The sequence below is a fragment of the Streptomyces sp. N35 genome (assembly GCF_016464295.1).
Taxonomy (GTDB): domain Bacteria; phylum Actinomycetota; class Actinomycetes; order Streptomycetales; family Streptomycetaceae; genus Streptomyces.
Genome location: NZ_JAEIMH010000067.1, coordinates 25,700 through 46,873, shown reverse-complemented (window position 1 = coordinate 46,873; position 21,174 = coordinate 25,700). Strand labels below are relative to the sequence as shown.

Here is a 21,174-nt window from a genome sequence, read left to right as displayed (position 1 = left end):
TTCCGTTGTCGCGTCCAACGCCCAGAATCCTCGCACGCAGGGGGCTCAGGGGAGGGGAACGCGACAAGTCCTGGCCGATCCCTGCACGAGTCCTCGCCGGAAGGGCGCGCATCGCGCCGATCCGTGGCATTGTCTGCCGCAAGCTCCCCTTGCACCGCAATGCCCGAAGATCACCCGATACCCGTGGATCTGCTCGGCGCCTGATTCGCTTGTTTCTTTATGGGCACCCGGATTCTGCGCGGGCACCTGGGCCGTGACCCGGATGCCCGCCCGCACATGCCGGGGCGCCAGCCGACAGGCATGATCCCTGAAAGGGTGGAAAGGTGAAATACCGTACGCCACCGAGGAGGAGGATCCCGTGACCCGCAAGAACAGCGCGCGTGCCGCGGCCAGCTCGGCGAAGGAGACTGTGCGGCACGCCGCGGAAGCGGTGGCGCCCTACGCCGGCACGGCGAAGGACCGGGCCGCGCACTACGCGCACGAGGCTCGCGTACGGCTCGCGCCCGTGGTCTCCGACGCCGCACACCTGACCGCCGACACCGCGCGCACCCAGTACGGCTCCCATGTCGCGCCGCGTCTGAAGCAGGCGCGCGCCCATGTCCCGCCGAAGGTGGACTCCGCCGCCCAGGAGGCCGCCGAGCGCACCCGCCGGGCAGCCCGCCAGGCCGCCGAGTACACCCGGCCGAAGGTCGAGCAGGCTGTCGCGGCCGCAGGGCCGGTCAAGGACGCCGCGGTCGACCGCAGTACCGCGGCCGTCGCCGCCCTGCGCGGCCAGGTCTCGTCCCAGGAGATCCAGCGTCTGGTGCGCCGCCATGAGCGCCGGGCCTCTGCCGGCCGTTTCATGAAGCGGCTCGCCGTGGTGGGCGCGATCGGCCTGTCCGCACTTGCCGCCTGGAAGTGGTGGGACAAGCAGGCCAACCCGGACTGGCTGGTCGAGCCGCCCGCTCCGACCGAGGTCGCGGACACCGGTTCGACGACGCTGACGTCGGTGGACGGCAGCGGGCAGGCGCTCCTCGACCCCGAGGTCCAGGCCAAGCAGGCCGAGGCCGAGGCGGACGACGGGAACTGGTCTCCGCAGCGCCCGGATGACCGGGCCTGAGGACGACGCGAACGTCGAGGGGCGGGAGGCCGGCTGGGCCTCCCGCCCCTTTATGTGTGCTTCACCTCACGCCCGTTTCACGTGAAACATGGGTGGCGCGCGGGTTAACGTGATCTCGATCGATCTCGATCACAGGATTGTTACTCTCCGAGGACGTCCACCGTCATCGCCCCGCGCGATGCCACGGAGGCGGACCGCTTGAGGAGAGGCAAGGCCTGGGTAGCGCCGCGTGCGCGACCCGGGCCTTTTTTGTTGCCCAAAACCAAGCAGCAAGGTGCAAGGACGCATCATGAGCACACCCAAGGCGGGGCCCGGGACGCTGGCGGAGAGCATTCTCCGCGGTGTCGGCGGCGCCGAGAACATCGAGAGCCTCACGCACTGTGCGACGCGGCTGCGCTTCCAGCTCCATGACGGAGCGAAGGTCGACCAGGCCGCGCTCGACTCCCTCCAGGGCGTCATGGGCACGGTGCCGCAGTCGGGCGACCGCTTCCAGATCGTGATCGGCGGCGCCGTCTCGCGCGTCTACTCCGAGATCATGAACCTGCCGTCGATGAGCAAGGGCGGCACGGCCAAGCCGAAGTCGGACGCCGACGTCAAGGCCGAGATGCGGGCCAAGAGCCGCGGCAAGTTCGCCTGGGTCGACAACTTCTTCGAGTACCTCTCGGACTCGTTCCGCCCGCTCATGGGTGTGCTGCTCGGCTCCTCGCTGATCATCGCGATCGCCTCGGTCCTCGACGCCCTTGGGTACGTCGACTTCCGTGCCGAGGACAAGTCCGCGACCTGGGTGTTCGTCGACGCCATGTGGCGCTCGGTGCTCTACTTCCTGCCGATCATGGTCGCGTACAACGCGGCCAAGAAGCTGCGGATCGACCCGTGGGTGGGCGCCGCCGTGATGGCGGCGGTGATGACCCCGAACTTCACGGGCATGCTCAACAAGGACTCCGGGATCCCCGGCATCACCTGCACCGTCAACGACACCCTGGGCACCCAGGAGTGCGTGGCGAAGGTCTTCGGCCTGCCGATGCAGTTGAACGACTACGGCGGCCAGGTCTTCGTACCGCTGCTGATGGTCGCCCTGCTCGCCCTGGTCTACAAGGCCCTGCAGCGCGTCTTCCCCGAGAACGTCCACATGGTCTTCGTGCCGTTCTTCAGCATGCTGATCATGATCCCGGTCACCGCCTTCCTCATCGGCCCGCTGGGCGTCTGGGCCGGCAACGGCCTCGGTGAGGGCCTGTCCTGGATGAACAACAACGCCCCGATCGTCTTCGCGATCATGATCCCGCTGATCTACCCGTTCCTGGTGCCGCTGGGTCTGCACTGGCCGCTCAACGCGCTGATGCTGCAGAACATCAGCGTCCTCGGCTACGACTTCATCCAGGGCCCCATGGGCGCATGGAACTTCGCCTGCTTCGGCGCCACCGCCGGTGTGCTGCTCCTGTCGGTCCGCCACCGTGAGAAGGAGATGCGCCAGACCGCCACCGGCGCGCTCGCCGCGGGTCTGTTCGGCGGTATCTCCGAGCCCTCCCTGTACGGCATCCACCTGCGCTTCAAGCGGATCTACCCGCGCATGCTCGTGGGCTGCCTCGTGGGCGGCATCATCGTCGGCGTCATGGGCGGCGTGGACACCGATGCCTTCGCCTTCACCTCGCTGCTGACCATCCCGGTCTTCGACCCGATGGTCACGTACGTCATCGCGATCGCGGCGGCCTTCTTCACCTCGATGGCGCTCGTCTACTTCTCGGACTTCCGCACCAAGGAGGACCGCGCCCAGGCCAACGCCGAGCGTGACGCCGCCGAGGCGGCCGCGGCCGGCACCCCGGCCGAGGGCGTCCAGGCCCAGACCGCGCAGGTCGAGGAGCGCGAGCTCGCCGGCGTCGGTGCCGCCACGAAGTCCGCGTCCGCGGCCGGTGGTTCCGCCACTGCCGCCGCTTCCACCGGTACGGGCATCGAACTCACGGCGCCCGTCGCGGGCCACGTGGTCAGCCTCGACGACGTCAAGGACCCGGTCTTCGCCTCCCGCGCGCTCGGCGAGGGCGTGGGCATCGAGCCGGCCGACGGTCACATCGTCGCCCCGGTCGACGGCGAGCTGGTCACCACCACGGAGACCGGACACGCGTTCGGCATCCGCACCACGGACGGCGTCGAGGTGCTCGTGCACGTCGGCATCGACACCGTGCAGATGAAGGGTGAGGGCTTCAACGTCCGCGTCGAGTCGGGTCAGCAGGTCTCGGCCGGCGACCTGCTCGTCGAGGTCGACCTGGACGCCGTACGGGCCGCGAAGCACCCGACCGTGACCCTCATGACCGTCACCAACACCGCGGACCTGACCTCGGTCGAGCCGCACACCGGGCAGGACGTCGCGGGGCGGGCGGCCCCCGTCGGCGCGCCTGTGGTGCCCGGGGGGCGGTAATGCCCCGCCACCGGCCCGGCCCACGCACGCTTCCCCTCGTGGACGCGTGCGTGCGCCGTGTCGGAGAGGATGAGGCACAGCCGGGCAAACGGTAAGAGATCACTGGAAAGTACGAGATCATCGGACAGAGCCGGATCGCGGACGGGAAGGAGGGCCGGCGATGAAGACGCTGCGTGTCCTCAACAACAACGTGGTCCTCGCGCGCGACGACAAGGGCCAGGAGGTCATCGTCACCGGGCGCGGCATCGGCTTCAACTCCCGCCAGGGCGCGGTCATCGACCCCTCCCTGATCGTGCGCGTCTTCGTGCCGGCCGACGGCCGCGATCCCGACCATGTGGCCGAGACCCTGGCCCTGATCGACGAAGAGGTCCTGCGGGCCGTCGTGATCGCCCTCGGCGAGGCCGGTATCGAGGGCCGCGAGTCCACCCGCCCCACGCTCGCGATCGCCGTGGCCGACCATGTCGCCGGGGCCCTCGACCGGGCCGCACGGGGCATCGTCATCGAGTACCCGCTGCGCGCCGAGACCCAGACGCTGTACGCCACCGAGTACGCCCAGGCGGAGCGGCTGCTCGCGGCCATCAACGAGCGCGTGGACCCCAAGCTCGAGCCCTCCGAGGCGACCGCGCTCGCGCTCCATCTGGTCAACGCCGGCTTCGCCTCGGGCGATCTGTCCTTCACGTACACGATGACCGGTGTCATCCAGCAGATGCTCGCCGTCGTGGGGGAGCGGTACGGACTCGACGTATCGCAGCAGTCCATGAACGCGGCACGGTTCATCACGCACGTGCGCTATCTCTTCGTACGGATCCAGCAGCACCGGCAGCTCAAGGGCCACGAGTCCACCATCGGCAAGGGCATCCGCCAGCACTACCCGGACGCCACCCACACCGCACAACAGCTGGCCACCATCGTCGAACTGCGGCTCGGCCAGCAGCTCAGCGAGGACGAGGTCTCCTACCTGGCGCTGCACGTGGCCCGTATGACGATGGCCGACGATCCTGCGGCGTAAGCCCTGGACGCGTAGCGAAAAGCGCCCGGCCGTGTGGCGAAAAGCCCCCGGCCACGTAGCGAAAAAGACCCCGCCCGACCGCGTATACGCAGGTCAGGCGGGGTCTTGTCTGTGGAGCCTAGGGGAGTCGAACCCCTGACATCTGCCTTGCAAAGGCAGCGCTCTACCAGCTGAGCTAAGGCCCCGGGACGGGAAGCGCCGCGGAAGAATCCTTCCCGCGCGTGCGTCGGAGACAAGAGTACCGGGTCACCCCCCGGATCCCGCAAAAGGATTGGGGCTCCCCCTATGCGACCACTCTCCGTAAGATGCACCGCGAGGTTCGCACCAGCGAAGGGGAGGACGCATCGTGGATGCGGAGCAGCAGGAAGCCACTGCGAGAGCCAGAGAGCTCCAGCGCAGTTGGTACGGAGAGCCGTTGGGGGCGCTCTTCCGTCGACTCATAGAGGACCTGGGCCTGAACCAGGCCCGGCTCGCGGCGGTACTCGGCCTGTCGGCGCCGATGCTGTCGCAGTTGATGAGCGGTCAGCGGGCGAAGATCGGCAACCCGGCCGTGGTGCAGCGCGTACAGCTGCTCCAGGATCTGTCGGGCCAGGTCGCGGACGGCAGCGTGAGTGCCTCCGAGGCGGCCGAGCGCATGGAGGAGATCAAGAAGAACCAGGGCGGTGCGGTGCTCACCACGACCGCTCAGGCGCGGGGGGTCGGCGTGGGGGCGCCGACCGTCAAGCGCGTGGTCCGCGAGATCCAGTCGCTGCTGCGTTCCGTCTCGTCCGCGGGGGAGATCATCGAGGCGGCCGACGCACTCGCCCCGACCCACCCGGAACTGGCAGAGTTCCTGCGGGTCTACGGCGCGGGGCGCACCGCCGACGCGGTGACGCACTACGAGTCGCATCAGGGCTGACAGCCGCGACGCGACAGCAGGGCTCGATCGAACGGTTCAGGTCCACACGGGGAGAGGTCCTGAACCGGCAGCCGGCAGCCGAGCAGCCCGCAGGGGCTGGACGGGGAGTGCAGCACGGTCATGGGTGAGGTCTTCGCCGGCCGGTACGAACTGGTCGACCCGATCGGACGCGGTGGCGTCGGTGCCGTCTGGCGTGCCTGGGATCACCGCAGACGCCGCTATGTCGCAGCCAAGGTCCTGCTGCAGAGCGATGCGCACAGCCTGCTCCGTTTCGTACGCGAGCAGGCTCTGCGCATCGATCACCCGCACGTTCTGGCCCCGGCGAGCTGGGCCGCCGACGACGACAAGGTCCTGTTCACGATGGACCTGGTCGGCGGCGGCTCACTCGCCCATCTCATCGGGGACTACGGGCCGCTGCCGCCGCGCTTCGTGGCGCAGCTGCTCGATCAACTGCTTTCCGGGCTCTCGGCGGTGCACGCGGAAGGCGTCGTGCACCGCGACATCAAGCCCGCCAACATCCTGCTCGAGGCCACCGGAACGAGGCGGCCGCATCTGCGGCTCTCCGACTTCGGCATCGCCATGCGCAAGGGCGACCCCCGGCTGACCGCGACCGATCTGGTCGTGGGGACGCCGGGGTACATCGCACCCGAGCAGAGCGCGTACGACGAACCGGACTTCCCGGCCGACCTGTTCGCGACGGGCCTGGTCGCCCTCTATCTCCTGGAGGGCGCGAAACCGGACGCCCAGGCGCTGACGGAGCTCTTCCGCGCCCATGGCACCCCGCACGCCCCCCGTACGATCCCCGAGCCCCTGTGGCAGGTCCTCACGGGCCTCCTCCAGCCGGAACCCCACGCCCGTTTCCGCAGCGCGACAGGCGCGCGCAAGGCTCTCGCGGAAGCCGTCCTGCTCCTTCCGGAACCGGGCGTGGACGACGAGCTCATCGAGGTCTTCGACCAACTGGGCCCGCTCCCGGAGGCCTTCGGCCCCGACGGCCCGATCCGCGTCCCCACGGCCTCCCCCGACGCCCCCACCGCAACGGCCGGTACGCCTGCGTCGACCGCGCTCTCCTCCGCCTATGCGCCCCCGTCCGCGGCGCCGCCCTCCTCCTTTACGCCCCCGTCGGCGCCACCACCCGCCGCCGCACCCACGCCACCACCCCCGTCCGCGGCACCTGCTCCCGCTCCGGCTTCCGCCCCCACCTCAGCGCCCTCGCCGGCAGCGTTCGCGGACCACACCCCCACCCGCCCGTACACCCTCCAGACCCCCGGCATCCCGGCCCAGGCTCCCCCGACACCCGCCCAGGGCCGACCTGTTCACGCCGCACCGCCGGCCCACAGACGCGCACGCGGCGGTCCCCCCGCCAAGGTCGCCGTCCCGGTCCTCCTCCTCGCGGCGCTCTGCTTCGCGGTCGGCTTCTGGGCCCTGAGCCAGATCTGACAGGCAGCCAAGGGTCCGGGCGCTGACAGGCACGCAAGGGGCCAGGCACTGACGGGCAGCCAAAGGGCCGTCTCCGACAGGCACCCAGGAAGGTCACCCCTCGGTCCGCCGCCGCCCCACCACAGCCCACACCGCCAGCCACAGCACCAGCGCCGTCCCCAGACCGATCCCCACCGCGGCCACGGCCTGCATCCCGCCGTCCCGCCCGGTGCCCTGCCCGACGCCTCCGGCCTGCCCGTCCCGGCCCTCGACCTGGAAGATCCCCGGATCACCGGCGTACGGCGGCCCGTCCGAGGCCGCCCCTTCCACGCCGACCCGCAGCGTCACATCCAGCGCCTTGTCCCCGTACTTCTCCGCAAGCTCCGGACTCAGCGTCACCTGCAGGTAGTACGCCCCGGCGAAACGCATCCCCTTGACCTTGGGAGCGGACGCAAGCCGGTTCTCGTACGCCACCGCCGGCACGCCCTCGAGCGCGGCCGTGACCCCCGTACCGCTCAAAGTGGGCTGCTCGGCGGTCACTTCCGCCCGGGCGGGATTGTGCAGCCCGAGCCGCAGCGCCGCCCCGACCGCCCCCTTGCCGCCCGTCCCGGTGAGCTCCGCTTCGGCCGCGAGCCGCTGCCCCCAGTCGACGGGCACCTTGTAGAAGAGCGTCCGCCCGGGCTCGACCCGCCCCCGCCACACACCCGCCCCGATGGCGGCCGCGTCATGGAAGCTCGTACCGCCCTGGCGCTCCTTCGCCGTCCCCTCCGGCAGCGAACCGGCCCCCGGAGCGGCGGCCGAAGGCGTGGCGCTCGGTGACGCGCCCTTCAGCCCGGGCTCGTTGACGAAGTCCAGCTCCAGGTCCCAGGACTCGCGCGAGGCCGCCCTGCCACCCTCCGCGCGCTCGACGACCACGGTGTACGTCCCGGCCCCCTGGCACCGCGTACTGCCCTGCTCGACCAGCCGCTCCACAGAGGCCACCAGCGGCCGCGGATAGTCGGCGGACCCGAACCCACTGGAGTCGGACCCGCACCGCCCGCCGTCCGCGTTCTCGAGCCACACGTCGAGGCCGTCCCCGAAGGCCACCCGGTCGTCGAGCCGGGGCAGCGCCACCGCCGAGACATACGCGGCCGAGCCGGCATCGAGCTCGACGCGGTAGTGCAGCTTCTGCCCGGGAGCAATGGTGCTGCGATACGTCTCGTCGGCGGCCAGCGCCGGAGCCCCGCCCGGCCCGCTCGCGCCCTCGACGTTCCGCGTCCCGTCCGGGAAGTCGTACGGATAGGGCTCCGCGGCTGCCGTCTGCGTGTGCAGCACCACCGCGGCGCCCAAGGCCACCGCCACCACCGCCGTACGCCTGCTGCCACGCCGCATCGTCACCGTGCTCCTCGTCTTCGCCCGGGCCGGTCTCATCCTGCCGCGACGCCCACGGCACTGTCAGCGCATGCCGAAGCACCGCCGGCAGATCGGCCCTACACCCGGCCCGTTCACATGCGCAACCGAAAGATTCACGCAAGCGAACAAAAGGGACAGTCAGTGACCACGAGAGAACGGCTCGTAGTCACACTGAGCACGCAACTGCACTTCACGCAACACAAAGCCCCGGCCGCAAGCTGCGACCGGGGCAAGTGCAAAGAGACGTATATGGCTCACGAACCGGTGGGCACGGAGTCAGTCGCCTCCGTCCACAGATCCTGCTCGGCGCGATCCGCCTGGATCTGGCGGTACACGAGGAGCCCGCCGATGGCGGCCAGTGCGACCAGGAGAAGCTTCTTCACCGCGCTACCTCGTCTTTCCTTGACGTAGGGGACCTTCTGGCGCCCGACTATACACACCGGGGATGGCCGCCCGACGCCCTCATGGCGCACCCAACTGCCGCCCGCCGCACCGCAGTCGACCTGCGAAAGAGCGCTGCGGAAGGCGCTGCGGACACCCCTCGCCACTCTGTGACGTTCGCCGCTTTCACCCCTCGCAGGGATAAAACCGCGCCCTCAGGGGCGAAAAGGGCCCCGCGCGGGTCCGAACGGGTGGTGTTCATCTGAAGATCGGCGAATCACGGCGGCAGCTCCCCCACTCCAAGTCCTGCGTACACATCATGAGGAAAGTACGCAAATCGTCCGACCCAAACGGGGACGGACGACCGCTCGCACGACCGATCCGAAAGGGAAAGATCATGACTGCCACCAAGGCCACGCGTCTGTGGTCCGCGCTCGTCAGCGCGCTTCTCGCGTTCTTCGCCTCACTGGGGCTCATCACCACCCAGGCCGCCGCGGCCGTACCGCAGCAGACCGACGCCGGCAACCCGGCGACGAGCACCCCGGCCGCACACTCCGTGCCGGCCCCGCTCGCCGCGCGGCCGTACGACCTGTCCCTACCGCCGACGATGAAGCAGCGCATCCGCGCCGAAGCACACGGCAGCTCGCCCTCGTCCCGCAGCTTCAAGATCCCCCGCGCCGAAGCCCGCCACCGGGCCGACACCCGTGAGCCCCACCTGCTGAACGAGGAGACCGCGGTCGGCACGTACGAGACGAACTCGGCCGCCGGCCACCTGCAGCACCACAGCAATGACTGAAGCGCGGCAACGCCGAGAGTCAACAGGGTCCGACCCTGACCGCCTCGAATCGCCGCCGCTGAACCCCTTGATGTCAGCCCTTGATGTCAGCCGGAACTGCGGGGCCTGACAGCGAGAGATGGGGAGCGAGTCGCTTCCCCATGAGAAGCCTGAAGAGGATGGCTGAGCAGAACGAGCCCCTGGCCCTCGGGCCGGCGTGGATCCTGTTCAGTGGCCCATTGATCGTCTGAGAAGAACTGGTCGGACCGTGGGTGACCTTCGCCCTCGTGACTCTTCCGGCCCTGGCCTTCGTCGCCGCGCGCGAGCTCAAGAGCGCGGAGCGACACGAAGCCCGAGCACCAAGCACCAAGCACCAAGCACCGAGCACCAACGCGACATCGACGACGCTTAGGCAGAGATCGCGCCAAGGGAGAAGCAGGGCCTGGACGACTGAACCCGCTGTGTCAGCTTCCGCTCACCAGAGCGTTGCGCCAAGCGGTGCGGAGCCCTTCGAGCTCATTGCGAGGGAAGGGACGCCCCCACTGCTCCTGGTAGCCGGCCTCGCCGAGGTCATGCGCTACCTGGTCACGTCTTGACGCGTTGCGCTGGAAGAACCAGCGAAAGACCGTCGGCTCACCTTGAAACTCGACGCGCGCCTCCGTTTCCGCCGGCACCAGTCCGGCGATGCCACGGAGGAAGTCCTCGGGTGCATCGGTGACGTACGACGCGAAGGCCTCAGCCTCGCCCTGACAGTCTGACACCTTGCAGAAGGCCCAGCCGTGACGGCTCAGCGTCCACGCGACTGCCAGCGACCTCATCGCTCCTCAACTTCTGCTGTAGCGAGGGCCTCCACCTGGACCGCCCTACCAGTGCCGCCAGGCTTCCTCAGGAACGATGTCGTAGGACGTCCCGCGCGCCGAGTCCGACCTCGAAGCCCGTGGCGAGCATGTCCCCGCCCAGACCGACTGCGACGACCCTGATCAACAGGATCGCCTCAAGCACCACGGTGTCTCCGGCTGAGAACACGAGCGATCACCGCCACAAAGCATCACAGTTCCAGATGGCGACTGATGCCGGCCGTAGATGGCAAAGACCCCCAAGCATGATCGCCTGGGGGTCTTTCTGCATGTGGGGCTAACAGGATTTGAACCTGTGGCCTCATCCTTATCAGGGATGCGCTCTAACCAACTGAGCTATAGCCCCGCCGCGCTTTGCGGGGGTGTGTCCCGCGCGCTGACCTCTGAAGATTAGCGCACGACGCGCCCAGTCCCAAAATCGATACCGGGACCACCCGGGAGACACCCCCCGAACCCCCGGCCGGCCAGGCCGGCAGCGGCTACTCGTCCTCCGCGAGCGTGAGCTCGATACCGCCCACGAAACCGGCGGAGAGGTTGTAGATGAACGCTCCGAGCGTGGCAAGCGCCGTGGCGAGGACCACATCGATCACCGCGATGATCGAGGTGAACATCAGGACCCGCGGCAGCGAAAGAAACGCCTGAAGATCGAAGCCATTCGACTCGTTGGACCCCGTGGCCTCCGAGATCGTCCCGCCGACCGTGGAGAAGACGCCCATGGCGTCCATGACCATCCACAGGACGGCCGCGGCGACGATCGTGCAGATGCCCAGGGCGATGGAGAGCAGGAAGCTGACCTTCATGACCGACCACGGATCGGCCTTCGCGACCCGCAGCCGCGCCTTGCGCGTGCGCGGCGTCGTACGCGCGCCGGTCCGCGCCCGGCGTACGGCACCCTCGGGAGGCGCCGGGTAGGCCTGCGGCGGGTGATAGGGACCGGCCGGCCCGTTCGGCTGACGCTCACCGGGCAGGGGCCCGGCGGCGTACTCGGCCTGAGCCCCTGCTTCGGAGGCGTAGGCCCCCGGACCTCGCGTATCCGTCACAGTTCCCCCCTGCGCTGCGTGCTCAGACTCGGCGGGGCCACGGCCGCCTTCCGGTCCGGGTCCGTTCTTTCCGGCGCCCGTGGCTCCACTCACGTCCTGCACTCCTCGCGCTACTCGGTCTCGGGCGCCGTGCCCTCGTCCGCGCCTGCGGCCGTCTCACCCTCGGCCGACTCGACCGACTCAGCCGACTCTTCGTCGGCTCCGTCGACTTCCTCCGCCTCGCGCCCGGCCTCGGCGTTACGAGCGATACCGACCACGGCATCGCGCTTGCCCAGGTTGATCAGTTGGACGCCCATGGTGTCACGGCCCGTCTCCCTGACCTCGTTGACTCGCGTACGAATCACACCGCCGCCCAGGGTGATGGCGAGGATCTCATCGAGCTCCTCGACCACCAGCGCGCCGACGAGCGAGCCGCGGTCCTCGACGATCTTGGCGGCCTTGATACCCAGGCCGCCGCGACCCTGGACGCGGTACTCGTCGACGGCGGTCCGCTTCGCGTACCCACCATCGGTTGCGGTGAACACGAACGTACCGGGCCGGACGACATTCATCGAGAGGAGTTCATCGCCTTCGCGGAAGCTCATTCCCTTGACGCCCGAGGTCGCGCGGCCCATCGGACGCAGCGCATCGTCCGTTGCGGTGAACCTGATCGACTGGGCCTTCTTGCTGATGAGCAGCAGATCGTCCTCAGCGGAGATCAGCTCGGCGCCGATCAGCTCGTCGTCCGAACCGTCGTCCGTCTCACGCAAGTTGATGGCGATGACACCACCCGAACGAGGCGAGTCGTAGTCCTTGAGCGAGGTCTTCTTGACCAGGCCCGACTTGGTCGCGAGGACCAGGTAGGGGGCCGCGTCGTAGTCCCGGATCGCCAGGATCTCGGCGATCTGCTCGTCCGGCTGGAAGGCCAGAAGATTTGCCACGTGCTGACCACGCGCGTCACGGCCCGCATCGGGCAGTTCGTACGCCTTCGCCCGGTACACCCGGCCCTTGTTGGTGAAGAACAGCAGCCAGTGGTGCGTGGTGGAGACGAAGAAGTGGTCGACGATGTCGTCTTCCTTGAGCTTCGTCCCGCGTACGCCCTTGCCGCCGCGCTTCTGCGAGCGGTAGTCCTCGGTCTTGGTCCGCTTGATGTAGCCGCCGCGGGTGATCGTGACGACGATGTCGTCCTCGGCGATCAGGTCCTCCATGGACATGTCGCCGTCGAAGGGCACCAGGGCGGAGCGGCGGTCGTCGCCGAACTTCTCGACGATCGCGGCCAGTTCCTCGCTGATGATCTGGCGCTGGCGCTCGGGCGAGGCGAGGATCGCGTTGTACTCGTTGATCTTCGCCTGCAGTTCATCGTGCTCGGCGACGATCTTCTGGCGCTCCAGGGCGGCGAGCCGGCGCAGCTGCATCTCGAGGATGGCGTTGGCCTGGATCTCGTCGATGGAGAGCAGCTCCATCAGGCCCGTACGGGCGATATCGACCGTGTCACTGCGCCGGATCAGCGCGATGACCTCGTCGATGGCGTCCAGGGCCTTGAGCAGGCCGCGCAGGATGTGGGCGCGCTCCTCGGCCTTGCGCAGCCGGAACTTGGTGCGCCGGACGATGACCTCGATCTGGTGCGTCACCCAGTGGCGGATGAACGCGTCGAGGGAGAGGGTGCGCGGAACGCCGTCGACCAGGGCCAGCATGTTGGCGCCGAAGTTGGTCTGCAGGTCCGTGTGCTTGTAGAGGTTGTTCAGGACGACCTTGGCGACCGCGTCGCGCTTGAGCACGATCACGAGGCGCTGGCCCGTACGCGAAGAGGTCTCGTCGCGGACGTCGGCGATGCCGCCGACCTTGCCGTCCTTCACGAGGTCGGCGATCTTCTGCGCGAGGTTGTCCGGGTTGACCTGGTACGGAAGCTCCGTGACCACCAGGCACTGGCGGGCCTGGATCTCCTCGACCGCGACGACCGCGCGCATCGTGATGGAGCCACGGCCCGTGCGGTACGCCTCCTCGATGCCCTTGCGGCCGACGACCAGGGCGCCGCTCGGGAAGTCGGGGCCCTTGATGCGCTCGATCAGCGCGTCCAGGAGCTCCTCGTGGGAGGCCTCGGGGTTCTCCAGGTACCACTGGGCACCGGCCGCGACCTCGCGCAGGTTGTGCGGCGGGATGTTGGTGGCCATACCGACCGCGATACCGGCGGAGCCGTTGATCAGCAGGTTCGGGAAGCGGGCCGGCAGGACGGTCGGCTCCTGGGAGCGGCCGTCGTAGTTGTCCGTGAAGTCGACGGTCTCCTCGTCGATGTCGCGGACCATCTCCATGGACTGCGGCATCAACTTGCACTCGGTGTACCGCATGGCGGCCGCCGGGTCGTTGCCCGGCGAACCGAAGTTGCCGTTGGAGTCGACGAGCGGCATGCGCATCGACCAGGGCTGCGCGAGGCGGACCAGCGCGTCGTAGATCGAGCTGTCACCGTGCGGGTGGTAGTTGCCCATCACGTCGCCGACGACGCGGGCGCACTTGTAGAAGCCCTTCTCGGGCCGGTATCCGCCGTCGTACATCGCGTACAGGACGCGGCGGTGGACGGGCTTCAGACCGTCCCGTACGTCCGGCAGCGCGCGGGACACGATGACGGACATCGCGTAGTCGAGGTAGGAGCGCTGCATCTCCGTCTCGAGCCCGACGGGCTCGATGCGCATCGCTACTTCGCCCTCAACGGGGATGCCGGAACCAGAAGGAAGGGGAGCTGTCTCGTCGGCCATGGCCGTTCAAGATCCTTTCGAAGCGGTACGTGACCGACTCAGATGTCGAGGAAGCGGACGTCCTTGGCATTGCGCTGGATGAACGAGCGGCGTGCTTCCACGTCCTCGCCCATCAGCACCGAGAACAGATCGTCGGCCTGCGCGGCGTCGTCCAGCGTGACCAGGCCGAGTACGCGGTGCTCCTGGTCCATGGTCGTGATGCGCAGCTCCTCGGCGTTCATCTCACCGAGACCCTTGAAGCGCTGGACCGAGTCGTCCTTGATGCGCTTGCCGGCCTGGCGGCCGAGCTCGATCAGGGCGTCGCGCTCGCGGTCCGAGTACGCGTACTGGAAGTCGTCCCGGGTCCACTTGATCTTGTAGAGCGGCGGGCGCGACAGGTAGACGTGACCCGCCTCGACCAGCGGCCGCATGAAGCGGAACAGGAAGGTCAGCAGCAGGGTGTTGATGTGCTGGCCGTCGACGTCGGCGTCCGCCATCAGGATGATCTTGTGATAGCGGAGCTTCTCGATGTCGAAGTCCTCGTGGACTCCGGTGCCGAAGGCCGAGATCAGCGCCTGGATCTCCTGGTTCTGCAGGATCTTGTCGATCCTGGCCTTCTCGACGTTGAGGATCTTGCCTCGGATCGGCAGGATGGCCTGGTACTGCGGGTTACGGCCGGACTTGGCCGAACCGCCGGCGGAGTCACCCTCGACGATGAAGATCTCGCACTTGGCGGGGTCGTTCGACTGGCAGTCGGAGAGCTTGCCCGGCAGCGAGGCGGACTCGAGCAGACCCTTGCGGCGGGTGAGGTCACGCGCCTTGCGGGCCGCCACGCGCGCGGTGGCCGCGGCGATGGACTTGCGGACGATGTCCGCGCCCTCGTTGGGATTGCGGTCCAGCCAGTCGGCCAGGTGCTCGTAGACCGCCTTCTGCACGAAGGTCTTGGCCTCGGTGTTGCCCAGCTTGGTCTTGGTCTGGCCCTCGAACTGCGGCTCGGCCAGCTTGACCGAGATGATCGCGGTCAGACCCTCGCGGATGTCGTCGCCCGTGAGGTTGTCGTCCTTCTCACGGAGCAGCTTCTTGTCGCGCGCGTACTTGTTGATCAGCGAGGTCAGCGCGGCACGGAAGCCCTCTTCGTGGGTACCGCCCTCGTGCGTGTGGATGATGTTCGCGAACGAGTAGACACCCTCGCTGTACTGCGAGTTCCACTGCATCGCGACTTCGAGCGACAGCGACTTGTCGGAGTCCTCGGCCTCCAGGGAGATGATCGTGGGGTGGATCATCTCTCCCTTGCGGGAGTTGAGGTACTTCACGAAGTCGACGATGCCGCCTTCGTAGTGGTACGTGACCGACATGGCCTGGCCGTCGTCGGCGGTGTCGGCGGTGTCCGCACCCACCACGGCCTTCGCCGAGTCCCGCTCGTCGGTGAGCTTGATCGTCAGGCCCTTGTTGAGGAAGGCCATCTCCTGGAAGCGCCGAGAGAGCGTCTCGAAGGAGTACTCGGTGGTCTCGAAGATGTCGGGGTCGGCCCAGAACGTGACCGTGGTGCCGGTGTCCGTCGTGGCCTCGTGACGCTCGAGCGGCGCGGTCGGGGCGCCCGCCTTGTACTCCTGCGTCCAGCGGTAGCCGTCCGTCTTGATCTCGACGGCGAGCTTGTGCGACAGCGCGTTCACCACGGAGACACCGACGCCGTGCAGACCGCCGGAGACGGCATAGCCGCCGCCGCCGAACTTGCCGCCCGCGTGCAGCACGGTGAGCACGACCTCGACGGCCGGCTTCTTCTCGACGGGGTGGATGCCCACCGGGATGCCACGGCCGTTGTCGATCACGCGCACCGCGCCGTCGGCGAGGATCGTGACGTCGATGGTGTCCGCGTGGCCGGCGAGCGCCTCGTCGACCGCGTTGTCGACGACCTCGTACACGAGGTGGTGCAGACCGCGCTCACCGGTCGAGCCGATGTACATACCCGGTCGCTTGCGGACCGCGTCCAGACCCTCGAGGACGGTGATGGCGCTGGCGTCGTACACGTTCGCGTTCGCGCCGGCGTCGGTGGACGGGATGTTCTCGTTGGGGTTGCCGGAATCGGCCACGAAGCGCCCTTTCTGGCACAGCACAAGCCAAGCTCCCGGCATTCGTCCGGGAGCGGCTGCGTCGTTCGTATAAGACGGCGTTCTTCCCGCGCCGCGTGTGGTGCGCGTTCCGCGTGAAGACGTGAAGCAGCGATCTGGCCCCGTCCCCCCGAAGGGGCGGGATTGTCTCCCAGTCTACCGGTAGCGCCGACAGTAATGGGGGCTTGCTGGCCCTTGAGTCCGCATGTGCCGTCCTGAACCGGTCTCTCACGACTCCCCATATACGGAACGGGGCTCCAAGAGGCTCACGCGGGCGCTCAGCGCTTCGGGCTGTCAACCCTCCACTACGGTGAGGGACGGGTCGGGTGTACGGCGTGCGTACGACCTAGCCGTACGTATCTCCGGGACCCGTGCTGCCGGGGGCGCGCAGGGGTCCGTAGCGCCGCGGGGGACCGCCGGGGCCGAGCACTTTGATGAGGCGGACGGTGCCCTGGCCGAGGTCCTGGTTGAGCCGCGCGACCAGCTGCGGGGCGAGCAGGCGCAGCTGCGTGGCCCAGGCGGTCGAGTCGCACTGGACGGTCAGGACGCGCTCGTCCTCGTCGTACTTCTGCGGCACACAGTGCTTCGCGAGGTCGTCGCCGACGATCTGCGGCCAGCGGCCCATCACACCGCCGACCGCGGCCGGGGTCTCCCAGCCGCGCTCGGTGATCAGGCGGTTGATCGCGGCGCCGAGGGGGAGCGGGTCGCGGCCGTCGGCCCGGGCGCCGGACCTCAGCCCGCCGCCCCGCCTGGCCTGCTTCTTCTGCTGCGCCTCGGCGCCGCGCGCACGGGCCTGCTCCTTGGCGGCGCGCAGGGCGACACGGGCGAGGTCGATGCCGCTGGGTTCGGCGGGCTTCTTCGGCTCGGGGGCCCCGGCGCCTGAATCGGCGCCCGATTCGGAGGTCATACGCGCGTCACCTCACCCTGCGACACGGCGTACCGCACGCCGGCCAGCACATCCGGTACGTCGTCCTCGACCGCGGCCGTCACCAGGACCTGCTCACCGGGGGCGACCAGCTCGGCGAGCCGTTCGCGGCGCCGGGTGTCCAGCTCGGCGAAGACGTCGTCGAGCACGAGCACCGGCTCGTTGCCCTCGGCGCGCAGCAGGTCGTACGAGGCCAGGCGCAGCGCAAGCGCGTACGACCAGGACTCGCCGTGGCTCGCGTACCCCTTCGCGGGCAGCTCCCCGAGCCCGAGGAGCAGATCGTCGCGGTGCGGTCCGACGAGGGTCACGCCGCGCTCGATCTCCTGCTTGCGTACGTCCGCGAGCGCACCGAGCAGCTGCTCGTACAGCTCCTCGCGGCCGGTCCCCGAGCCTTCGGCGGACGGCTTGTACTCGAGCACCAAGGGGCCGCCGCCAGGCGCCAGTTGCTCGTACGCCTTGTCGGCAAGGGGCTGCAGCGCGGCGATCAGATCGAGCCGCTGGGTCAGCAACTCGGCGCCCGCGCGGGCCAGATGCTGGTCCCATACGTCGAGTGTGGACAGGTCCATGGAGCGGCCGCCGTGCCGGCGCGCCATGGCGGCGGACTTGAGCAGGGTGTTGCGCTGCTTGAGGACCCGGTCGTAGTCGGAGCGCACTCCGGCCATACGCGGGGAGCGCGCCGTGACCAGTTCGTCGAGGAAGCGGCGGCGCTCACCGGGGTCGCCCTTCACCAGGGCGAGGTCCTCGGGCGCGAACAGGACCGTCCGTACTATCCCCAGCACATCGCGCGGTCTGACCTGCGAAGACCTGTTGATACGCGCCCGGTTGGACTTGCCGGGGTTCAGCTCGAGCTCGACCAGCTGCTGCCGTTCGCCCTGGCGGACCTGGGCGCGGATGACGGCGCGCTCGGCACCCATCCGTACGAGCGGAGCATCCGAGGAGACACGGTGGCTGCCGAGGGTCGCCAGGTATCCGACGGCCTCGACGAGGTTGGTCTTGCCCTGCCCGTTGGGGCCCACGAACGCGGTGACGCCCGGGTCGAGCGGAACCTCGACCCGGGCGTAGGAACGGAAGTCGGCCAGCGACAGATGCGTGACGTGCATGGTGTGTGCCGACCTCCCCCGGCTGTCTCATTCGCGCTGTCTCATTCGCGGACAGCCCCGCACAGGCTGTGGATCAGTGCTCGGTCTTGGACTCGACCGCGTGGCCGCCGAACTGGTTGCGCAGCGCCGCGATCATCTTCATCTGCGGCGAGTCGTCCTGGCGCGAGGCGAAGCGGGCGAAGAGCGACGCGGTGATCGCGGGCAGCGGTACGGCGTTGTCGATGGCGGCTTCCACCGTCCAGCGGCCCTCGCCGGAGTCCTGCGCGAAACCGCGCAGCTTCTCCAGGTGCTCGTCGTCGTCCAGCGCGTTGACAGCGAGGTCGAGCAGCCAGGAACGGATGACCGTGCCCTCCTGCCACGAGCGGAAGACCTCGCGTACGTCGGTGACCGAGTCGACCTTCTCCAGGAGCTCCCAGCCCTCGGCGTAGGCCTGCATCATCGCGTACTCGATACCGTTGTGGACCATCTTCGAGAAGTGGCCGGCACCGACCTTGCCCGCGTGCACCGAGCCGAAGTCGCCCTCGGGCTTGAGCGCGTCGAACACCGGCTGGACCTTCGCGATGTCCGCGGCGTCGCCGCCGTACATCAGCGCATAGCCGTTCTTGAGGCCCCAGACGCCGCCCGAGACACCGCAGTCGACAAAGCCGATGCCCTTGGCAGCGAGCTCCTCGGCGTGCTTCTCGTCGTCCGTCCAGCGCGAGTTGCCGCCGTCCACGACGACGTCGCCCGGCTCGAGCAGCTCGCCGAGCTCGTCGATGGTGGACTGGGTCGCGGCCCCGGCCGGGACCATCACCCAGACCACGCGCGGACCCTTCAGCTTGCCCACAAGCTCCTGCAGGCTGTGGACATCCGCGACGTCCGGGTTGCGGTCGTATCCGATGACGGTGTGGCCTGCGCGGCGGATGCGCTCGCGCATGTTGCCGCCCATCTTGCCGAGACCGACGAGACCGAGCTCCATCAGGTGTTCCTTTTAAGTCGCGTGGTGGGTTTTCGTGCTTTCGTACCTACGTCCGAGCTTAAGCCCGGACGTAGGTACCCACCTGCGGGGCCCCTGGGCGCCCGGTTCCCGTACGTCAGCCGCTGAGGCGGACCGGCATGATCAGGTACTTGTACGCGTCGTCCGCCTCGGCGTCCACGGCCGGCTTGCCGCTGAGCAGCGCGGGCTTGGTGGACGTGGTGAAGCTCAGCTGCGCGGCCGGCGAGTCGATGGCGCTCAGGCCGTCGAGCAGGAACGTCGGGTTGAACGCGATCGAGATGTCGTCGCCGTCGAGCTGGGCGTCGACCCTTTCCACAGCCTGTGCGTCGTCGCTGGAGCCGGCCTCCAGGATCAGCACACCCTGCTCGAAGCTCAGCCGCACCGGGGTGTTGCGCTCGGCGACCAGGGCCACACGCTTGACCGCCTCGACGAACGGGGCGGTCTCGATGATCGCGACCGAGTTGAACTCCGTCGGGAACAGCGTCTTGTACTTCGGCAGATCGCCTTCGAGCAGCCGGGTCGTGGTGCGCCGTCCCGCGCCCTCGAAACCGATCAGGCCCTCGCCGGCACCCGAGCCGGACAGCGCGATGGTGACGCTGTCGCCGCTGGTGAGTGCCTTGGCGGTGTCCAGGAGGGTCTTGGCGGGCACCAGGGCGACCGCGGAGGCGTCCGGCACCTCGGGCTTCCACAGGAACTCGCGGACCGCGAAGCGGTAGCGGTCGGTGGACGCCAGCGTGACGGTGTCGCCCTCGATCTCGATCCGCACACCGGTGAGCACCGGCAGCGTGTCGTCACGGCCGGCGGCGATGGCGACCTGGGCCGCGGCGGAGGCGAAGACCTCACCGGGGACGACGCCGGTCGCGAGAGGCATCTGCGGCAGCGCCGGGTACTCCTCGACGGGGAGGGTGTGCAGCGTGAACCGCGAGGATCCACAGACCACCGTCGCCCGTACACCGTCTGTGGAAATCTCCACCGGCCGGTTGGGCAGTGCCCTCGTGATGTCGGCGAGCAGCCGGCCCGAGACCAGGACCGTGCCCTCCTCGTCGACCTCCGCGTCCACCGACACTCGGGCCGAGACCTCGTAGTCGAAGCCGGAGAGGCTCAGCGCGCCTTCCTCCGCCTTCAGCAGAAGGCCCGCCAGGACCGGCGCCGGCGGACGGGCAGGGAGGCTGCGTGCCGCCCAGGCCACCGCCTCCGCGAGTACGTCGCGCTCTACCCGGATCTTCACCGTAAGCCGCCTCCTGCTGACGCCTGGCTGCTCGCCCTGCTGGTCTGTCGTCGCTGTCTGAGTGGTTGGCCCGTCCCCAAGGTGGGGAGAACGCCGGGGACCAGTCTGACGCACCGCACTGACAGCTGGTGCCTGTCGGGGTCAAGTCGTGACGGGCGGGCAGAGGTCGACGCGCCTCGAGTTGTGCACAGCCCCCACTTCAAATCGATTCCAGCCCTCTCTCTACTTGGTCGTAGTAGTAGGGGCTGTGGAAACCGTGGATAACCCCGTTTTCGCAGGTCAGGGCCCAAATTTTGTCCACCGTGCCTGTGGGCGACGCCCGTGGATAACCCCGGTGAACTGTGGACGGCGGAAAGTTCTGCACACCTGATTCACAGCCAAGGGCCACTTCTCCCCAGCGTCGTCCCCAGCTTTACCCAGGTTGCCCACAGGCCAACCTGGCACCTTTGTGTGACGCCTTTCACTCGACCCGGTGAGATGGCGCGTTGCGTTGCCGAACAGTGGACAGGCGTGTGGAGAAGCTGGGGACAAGTGCCCGATCCCTGTGGGCAGCCGGTGGACAACTTCATCAACAGCCTGTGGGCAGCGAGTTCATCCACAGTCTGTGGAGATCCGTTGTCCACGAATCCACAGGCGCCTGACCTGGGTTGATGACCTGTCACCAGCCTGACCTGTGGACACAATCTGGACAACTCGGCAGTCCCCAGGGTGTGGATGGGCAGTTCTTCGCACTTCTGTGGAGAAACAGTCCTGCACAAGGGCTAATCGAACAGCTCTGGAGCGCGCAACGACGAAGGGCGCGCCCGGAGGTGTGTCCCCCGGCGCCCTCCTGGGGCCGCGACTTCGGTGTGT

17 protein-coding genes and 2 tRNA genes are annotated in these 21,174 nt (G+C 68.6%); 6 read left to right on the top strand and 13 right to left on the bottom strand.

Going from position 1 to position 21,174, the window contains the following annotated elements:
* Nucleotides 1-358 precede the first annotated feature (358 nt).
* The 3 genes from JAO81_RS30345 to JAO81_RS30335 all read left to right on the top strand — a co-directional run bounded on the left by JAO81_RS30345 (nucleotide 359) and on the right by JAO81_RS30335 (nucleotide 4,518).
* Nucleotides 359-1,099 (top strand): DUF5324 family protein, encoded by a 741-nt coding sequence (locus JAO81_RS30345; RefSeq protein WP_199551163.1) that lies wholly within the window; start codon nucleotides 359-361, stop codon nucleotides 1,097-1,099.
* Nucleotides 1,100-1,388: 289 nt separating this feature from the next.
* The gene (locus JAO81_RS30340) at nucleotides 1,389-3,509 is read left to right on the top strand and encodes a glucose PTS transporter subunit IIA (RefSeq protein ID WP_199551162.1); all 2,121 of its coding nucleotides are present in this window, start codon (nucleotides 1,389-1,391) and stop codon (nucleotides 3,507-3,509) included.
* A gap of 160 nt (nucleotides 3,510-3,669) precedes the next feature.
* A complete protein-coding gene (locus tag JAO81_RS30335; RefSeq protein ID WP_165333742.1) occupies nucleotides 3,670-4,518 on the top strand; it encodes a PRD domain-containing protein in 849 nt (282 codons plus the stop codon).
* A 112-nt stretch (nucleotides 4,519-4,630) separates the two neighbouring features.
* Here JAO81_RS30335 and JAO81_RS30330 read toward each other — a convergent pair.
* Nucleotides 4,631-4,703: transfer RNA gene (locus tag JAO81_RS30330), tRNA-Ala, on the bottom strand.
* 161 nt (nucleotides 4,704-4,864) lie between these two features.
* Here JAO81_RS30330 and JAO81_RS30325 point away from each other — a divergent pair.
* Nucleotides 4,865-5,416: a helix-turn-helix transcriptional regulator gene (locus tag JAO81_RS30325; protein ID WP_199551161.1), complete on the top strand. Its 552-nt coding sequence runs from the start codon at nucleotides 4,865-4,867 to the stop codon at nucleotides 5,414-5,416.
* 120 nt (nucleotides 5,417-5,536) lie between these two features.
* A complete protein-coding gene (locus JAO81_RS30320; protein WP_199551160.1) occupies nucleotides 5,537-6,853 on the top strand; it encodes a serine/threonine-protein kinase in 1,317 nt (438 codons plus the stop codon).
* 93 nt (nucleotides 6,854-6,946) lie between these two features.
* Here the strand turns inward: JAO81_RS30320 and JAO81_RS30315 are convergent, their stop codons facing one another.
* Nucleotides 6,947-8,209: a hypothetical protein gene (locus JAO81_RS30315; protein ID WP_199551159.1), complete on the bottom strand. Its 1,263-nt coding sequence runs from the start codon at nucleotides 8,207-8,209 to the stop codon at nucleotides 6,947-6,949.
* Between the two features lie 269 nt (nucleotides 8,210-8,478).
* Nucleotides 8,479-8,607, bottom strand: a complete 129-nt coding sequence (locus JAO81_RS42915) for a DLW-39 family protein (RefSeq protein WP_003999697.1) — start codon at nucleotides 8,605-8,607, stop codon at nucleotides 8,479-8,481.
* Between the two features lie 395 nt (nucleotides 8,608-9,002).
* Here JAO81_RS42915 and JAO81_RS30305 point away from each other — a divergent pair, with 395 nt between their 5' ends.
* Nucleotides 9,003-9,401 carry a DUF6344 domain-containing protein gene (locus tag JAO81_RS30305; RefSeq protein ID WP_199551158.1) on the top strand — a complete coding sequence of 133 codons (399 nt, stop codon included), beginning with the start codon at nucleotides 9,003-9,005 and terminating at the stop codon, nucleotides 9,399-9,401.
* A gap of 443 nt (nucleotides 9,402-9,844) precedes the next feature.
* Here the strand turns inward: JAO81_RS30305 and JAO81_RS30300 are convergent, their stop codons facing one another.
* The 10 genes from JAO81_RS30300 to dnaN all read right to left on the bottom strand — a co-directional run bounded on the left by JAO81_RS30300 (nucleotide 9,845) and on the right by dnaN (nucleotide 20,322).
* On the bottom strand, nucleotides 9,845-10,198 hold the full coding sequence (locus JAO81_RS30300; RefSeq protein ID WP_199551157.1) for a hypothetical protein: 354 nt from the start codon (nucleotides 10,196-10,198) through the stop codon (nucleotides 9,845-9,847).
* A 67-nt stretch (nucleotides 10,199-10,265) separates the two neighbouring features.
* On the bottom strand, nucleotides 10,266-10,406 hold the full coding sequence (locus JAO81_RS30295; RefSeq protein WP_199551156.1) for a hypothetical protein: 141 nt from the start codon (nucleotides 10,404-10,406) through the stop codon (nucleotides 10,266-10,268).
* A gap of 103 nt (nucleotides 10,407-10,509) precedes the next feature.
* Nucleotides 10,510-10,583, bottom strand: a tRNA-Ile gene (locus JAO81_RS30290).
* Nucleotides 10,584-10,716: 133 nt separating this feature from the next.
* Nucleotides 10,717-11,370 carry a DUF3566 domain-containing protein gene (locus JAO81_RS30285; RefSeq protein ID WP_199551155.1) on the bottom strand — a complete coding sequence of 218 codons (654 nt, stop codon included), beginning with the start codon at nucleotides 11,368-11,370 and terminating at the stop codon, nucleotides 10,717-10,719.
* A 17-nt stretch (nucleotides 11,371-11,387) separates the two neighbouring features.
* The gene (gene gyrA, locus JAO81_RS30280) at nucleotides 11,388-14,006 is read right to left on the bottom strand and encodes a DNA gyrase subunit A (protein WP_374194369.1); all 2,619 of its coding nucleotides are present in this window, start codon (nucleotides 14,004-14,006) and stop codon (nucleotides 11,388-11,390) included.
* 38 nt (nucleotides 14,007-14,044) lie between these two features.
* Entirely contained in the window at nucleotides 14,045-16,099 is a 2,055-nt protein-coding gene (gene gyrB, locus JAO81_RS30275; RefSeq protein ID WP_199551154.1) for a DNA topoisomerase (ATP-hydrolyzing) subunit B, read from the bottom strand.
* A 340-nt stretch (nucleotides 16,100-16,439) separates the two neighbouring features.
* Nucleotides 16,440-17,000: a DUF721 domain-containing protein gene (locus JAO81_RS30270; protein WP_199551153.1), complete on the bottom strand. Its 561-nt coding sequence runs from the start codon at nucleotides 16,998-17,000 to the stop codon at nucleotides 16,440-16,442.
* A complete protein-coding gene (gene recF / locus JAO81_RS30265) occupies nucleotides 16,997-18,118 on the bottom strand; it encodes a DNA replication/repair protein RecF (protein WP_199551152.1) in 1,122 nt (373 codons plus the stop codon). The genes JAO81_RS30270 and recF overlap by 4 nt, the downstream gene beginning before the upstream one ends.
* A 73-nt stretch (nucleotides 18,119-18,191) precedes the next feature.
* Nucleotides 18,192-19,076: a phosphogluconate dehydrogenase (NAD(+)-dependent, decarboxylating) gene (gnd, locus tag JAO81_RS30260; protein ID WP_199551151.1), complete on the bottom strand. Its 885-nt coding sequence runs from the start codon at nucleotides 19,074-19,076 to the stop codon at nucleotides 18,192-18,194.
* A gap of 115 nt (nucleotides 19,077-19,191) precedes the next feature.
* The gene (gene dnaN, locus JAO81_RS30255) at nucleotides 19,192-20,322 is read right to left on the bottom strand and encodes a DNA polymerase III subunit beta (RefSeq protein ID WP_199551150.1); all 1,131 of its coding nucleotides are present in this window, start codon (nucleotides 20,320-20,322) and stop codon (nucleotides 19,192-19,194) included.
* Between the last annotated feature and the right edge of the window lie 852 nt (nucleotides 20,323-21,174).